Annotated in this window: 7 protein-coding genes; all 7 read left to right on the plus strand. The window is 40.4% G+C overall.

All coding sequences use genetic code 11. The features are described 5' to 3' along the window. The coding region (locus DXC04_RS13800) for an FtsK/SpoIIIE domain-containing protein (RefSeq protein ID WP_243112160.1) at positions 1-967 on the plus strand (967 nt) is incomplete at its 5' end. A 183-nt stretch (positions 968-1150) separates the two neighbouring features. After that, entirely contained in the window at positions 1151-2347 is a 1197-nt protein-coding gene (gene mobT / locus DXC04_RS13805; protein ID WP_009243526.1) for a MobT family relaxase, read from the plus strand. Positions 2348-2359: 12 nt separating this feature from the next. After that, positions 2360-2494, plus strand: a complete 135-nt coding sequence (locus DXC04_RS13810) for a DUF3789 domain-containing protein (RefSeq protein WP_009243525.1) — start codon at positions 2360-2362, stop codon at positions 2492-2494. A 1-nt stretch (position 2495) separates the two neighbouring features. After that, entirely contained in the window at positions 2496-2717 is a 222-nt protein-coding gene (locus tag DXC04_RS13815) for a hypothetical protein (RefSeq protein ID WP_006354966.1), read from the plus strand. Between the two features lie 85 nt (positions 2718-2802). Next, complete coding sequence (locus DXC04_RS13820) at positions 2803-3321, plus strand: signal peptidase II (RefSeq protein WP_009243524.1); 519 nt, start codon at positions 2803-2805, stop codon at positions 3319-3321. A gap of 98 nt (positions 3322-3419) precedes the next feature. Beyond that, on the plus strand, positions 3420-3716 hold the full coding sequence (locus DXC04_RS13825; RefSeq protein ID WP_083816214.1) for a conjugal transfer protein: 297 nt from the start codon (positions 3420-3422) through the stop codon (positions 3714-3716). After that, on the plus strand, positions 3635-4138 hold the full coding sequence (locus tag DXC04_RS13830; RefSeq protein WP_009243523.1) for an antirestriction protein ArdA: 504 nt from the start codon (positions 3635-3637) through the stop codon (positions 4136-4138). The genes DXC04_RS13825 and DXC04_RS13830 overlap by 82 nt, the downstream gene beginning before the upstream one ends. The last annotated feature ends 21 nt before the right edge of the window (positions 4139-4159 follow it).

A 4159-nucleotide genomic window follows, 5' to 3' on the forward strand; every position in this document is an offset into this window, starting at 1 on the left:
GGGACTGCTTCATATCCGCTGTGAAATTACACTGGGGAAATATCAAGACCAGCTTTTACGGTTAGAGGATAAATTGGAAAGTGGCTTATATTGCGAGCTGACCGACAAGACTCTGCATGACGGCTATATCGAATATACCCTGCTTTATGATATGATAGCGAACCGCATTACCATTGATGAAGTACGGGCAGAAAATGGCTGTCTTAGACTGATGAAAAATCTTGTCTGGGAATATGACGCACTCCCTCACGCTCTTATCGCTGGTGGGACTGGTGGCGGTAAAACCTATTTTCTGCTGACGCTCATTGAAGCTTTACTGCATACCAACGCTGTCCTTTATATCTTAGACCCGAAGAACGCTGACCTTGCAGACTTGGGGACAGTTATGGGAAATGTGTATCACACCAAAGAAGAAATGATTGATTGCGTCAATGCCTTTTATGAGGGCATGGTACAGCGAAGTGAGGAAATGAAGCGACACCCGAACTATAAGACGGGCGAAAACTACGCCTATCTGGGACTGCCACCCTGCTTTCTTATCTTTGATGAATATGTAGCATTTTTTGAAATGCTTGGGACAAAAGAAAGCGTGAGCTTACTTAGCCAGTTAAAGAAAATCGTTATGTTAGGGCGACAAGCAGGTTATTTCCTTATTGTTGCCTGCCAGCGTCCAGACGCAAAGTATTTCTCGGACGGTATCAGAGATAACTTCAACTTCCGTGTGGGATTGGGGCGTATCAGCGAATTAGGTTACGGTATGCTGTTTGGTTCAGATGTGAAAAAGCAGTTTTTCCAGAAGCGTATCAAGGGGCGTGGCTATTGTGATGTGGGAACAAGCGTTATAAGCGAATTTTACACGCCTTTAGTCCCGAAAGGACATGATTTTTTGCAGACTATCGGCTCTCTTGCACAAGCAAGGCAGGACGGGACGGCGACGTGCGAAGCGAAAGGCGACGGCACGGACTAGCCGTTGCTGGTGTGGCGTAAGCCACGCCAGCAGGTAAAACCCCTCGGTATCTAACAGAGGGGTACGTTTGCAAATAGACAATAGACAAAAAACATAGGAAACATAAGGCTTCTGGCATGGTTTCCTAGCAAAAATCGGCTGTGAAGTCGCCTTAAAAAACTTCACACTTTACAGATTGGGGGTATGGTTCTGAATGAAGAACAATGGATAAAAGAATTACGGGAGAAACGGATTGCTTACGGTATCTCACAAGGCAGACTGGCGGTGGCTTCTGGTATCACAAGGGAATATCTCAACAAGATAGAAAGTGGAAAAATGAAGCCGTCAAAGGAGCTTCTAGAAACTCTGTATAAGGAACTGGCAAGGTTCAATCCAGAAGCACCGCTTACCCTGCTGTTTGATTATGTAAAAATTCGTTTTCCCACGCTGGATATACAGCACATCATCAAAGACATATTAAAACTGAATATCAATTATATGCTCCATGAAGATTACGGGCGTTACAGTTATACGGAACATTACTCTTTAGGGGACATCTTTATCTATACGTCGGCTGACGAAGAAAAAGGTGTCCTTTTAGAGTTAAAGGGGCGTGGTTGCAGGCAGTTTGAAAGTTACCTGCTGGCACAGCAAAGAAGCTGGTATGATTTTCTCATGGACGCACTCGTAGACGGTGGCGTGATGAAGCGTATCGACCTTGCTATCAACGACCATACGGGCATTTTGGATATTCCAGAGCTTGCGGAAAAATGCAGAAAACGGGAATATATCGGAAAGTCCAGAAGTTATAAGTTTTATCAGTCGGGCGAGCTTATCAAGCACAGAGAGGACGATAGAGAATATATGGGACGTACCCTTTATCTTGGTTCGCTGAAATCAGATGTGTATTTCTGTATCTATGAAAAGGACTATGAGCAGTACGTCAAGTTAGGGACCCCTCTGGAAGAAGCCGACATTATCAACCGTTTTGAGATACGGCTTAGAAATGAACGAGCCTATTATGCAGTACGAGATTTGCTGACCTATTATGACGCAGAGCAGACCGCTTTTTCTATCATCAATCAATATGTGCGGTTTGTTGATGAAGAACCCGACAAGCGAAAAAATGACTGGAAACTCAACGATCGCTGGGCGTGGTTTATCGGTGATAACAGACAGAGCTTGAAGCTGACGACAAAACCAGAGCCTTACACCTTAGACCGCACGCTTCGTTGGGTACAAAGGCAGGTAGCACCAACCTTGAAAATGCTGAAAAAGATTGATAAGGGAAACGGCACAGACTACATGGAAACAATCGAACAGCAGGCAAAGCTCACAGAAAAGCATGAAATGATAATCAAACAGCAGACGACCCCTGCAAAAGATTTAGTGGAAAGTTAGGAGTGATAAAAAATGTGGGAATTAGGAAAAGACTTACTGCTGGTATCTATGGGAATGGGTATTGGTATAGTTTTGATGTGTATTTTGAATGTTGGCAAAGAAGCCGATAGATACATGGAAGAAATCAAAGAAAGAGAGGACAAATAATATGAATTTCGGACAAAATTTATATACATGGTTTTTAAGCAACGCCCAAAGCTTAGTGCTTATGGCGATTGTGGTTATCGGTATCTACTTAGGGTTCAAACGTGAGTTTTCAAAGCTCATCGGTTTCTTGGTAGTTGCCCTTGTTGCCGTTGGTTTAGTATTCAATGCTGGCGGTGTAAAAGATGTACTGTTAGAGCTGTTCAATAAGATTATCGGTGCATAAAATTATATTGTAGTGCTGATATAAGAATGTTATAATGTGGATATTGAAGAATGTAACAACTTTGAATTGAGAGGAGCTATGATTGATGAAAAAATTTAAGCCTTTCATTATTCCTATATTGTTATTGGTAATAATTGACCAGACTGTTAAAATAGTGATTTCTAAATTATTTATGAAATGCGAGTTTGATATAATGATTAAAACTTTAAGATTTAATCCAGAATTAAATACACGTTTATCTTATGGTGGGAATTTTTTTGAATTGTTATCAAGTCCATTTGTTACAATTTTATTGAATATTCTTGTTTTATTCCTCTTTATATCAGGATATATGTTATATCAGACAAAAAAATCACGCACAAGTTTTTGGGTAAAAGTAATAATGATTTGTGGGATAGCTGGAAGTTTATGCAGTCTGATTGATAAGTTGTTTTGGGGAGGGAGTTTAGATTTTTTACAGATACCGACCTTGTTTATTTTTGATTTGAAAGATTGTTATCTTACAGTTGCAGAAGTTATATTTGTTGTTATTGGAATTTTGCATAGTAAAGAAATATCGGTTAAAGAATATCTGCATTTTTGCTGTAATAAATTTAACTTGTAACCTTCCGTTATTACAATTTCATATCCATACACACAAAGTAGTTAGTCTTAGGATTGACTGCTTTTTTCTTACCTAAAATTTCAGATTGGAGTGATGAAATGAACGATATTTTTAGGGATATGCAGGCAAAAGTCGGCTGTGAATACATTTCCGACCTGCCCTTTTACAAGCGTAAGGTGTGGCATGAAATGAAACGATTAAACCCTGCCGATTATAAAGAAAGACAGTTAGAAGATTTTTCAAAGTATGTGTTTGGTATGTCGTATCAGACATTAAAAGATGTGATGAAACAACAGAAAGGACGTGAGGAACAATGCAGGAAACAAAGGTGCTGGTGGAAACGAAAGGAACAACTGGCAAAGAAACAACGTCGTACTGGTTCGACCTGCCGATAGATGTTGCTGAGTTTGAAGAAAAGCTAGGTGTCGGTGCAGAAAGTGGGGATTACCGCATTATCGAAAAGGTGTTGCCTTATGCTGATGAAGTCCACGAACATACAAGTGTGTACCAACTCAACGAATTAGATTATATGTACCACCAGCTTTCCAGCGATATGCAGGAAGAATATACAGCACTTTTGACCGTATATGAGAACTTAGAGGCTCTTTATATTTGCAGGAACGTAATTACCGTTTATCACGACTGTAAAAGCATGATTGATGTTGCAAGGCAAAAGCTGATGAACGACCCGACGTTTAAACATTTATCCGAGGACTGTCAAGAATATTACTTTGACTTTGAAGCCTACGCTTCTCATTTGTTGGAAAATAGACGCTATCTTGTAACAGAACACAGCGTCTTTGAACTGCCAGAGTAGGAAATGAGGTGGTGCTTATGA

Origin of the sequence: Dorea sp. OM07-5, assembly GCF_003481355.1 — a bacterium.
Classification (GTDB): Bacteria; Bacillota; Clostridia; order Lachnospirales; family Lachnospiraceae; genus Dorea_D; species Dorea_D hominis.

Excerpts from the sequence above, each read along its gene's own strand:
- DXC04_RS13825 (WP_083816214.1), top strand. The coding sequence starts at position 3,420 with ATGAACGATATTTTTAGGGATATGCAGGCAAAAGTCGGCTGTGAATAC.
- DXC04_RS13820 (WP_009243524.1), top strand. The coding sequence starts at position 2,803 with ATGAAAAAATTTAAGCCTTTCATTATTCCTATATTGTTATTGGTAATA.
- DXC04_RS13815 (WP_006354966.1), top strand. The coding sequence starts at position 2,496 with ATGAATTTCGGACAAAATTTATATACATGGTTTTTAAGCAACGCCCAA.
- DXC04_RS13810 (WP_009243525.1), top strand. The coding sequence starts at position 2,360 with ATGTGGGAATTAGGAAAAGACTTACTGCTGGTATCTATGGGAATGGGT.
- DXC04_RS13830 (WP_009243523.1), top strand. The coding sequence starts at position 3,635 with ATGCAGGAAACAAAGGTGCTGGTGGAAACGAAAGGAACAACTGGCAAA.
- mobT (WP_009243526.1), top strand. The coding sequence starts at position 1,151 with ATGGTTCTGAATGAAGAACAATGGATAAAAGAATTACGGGAGAAACGG.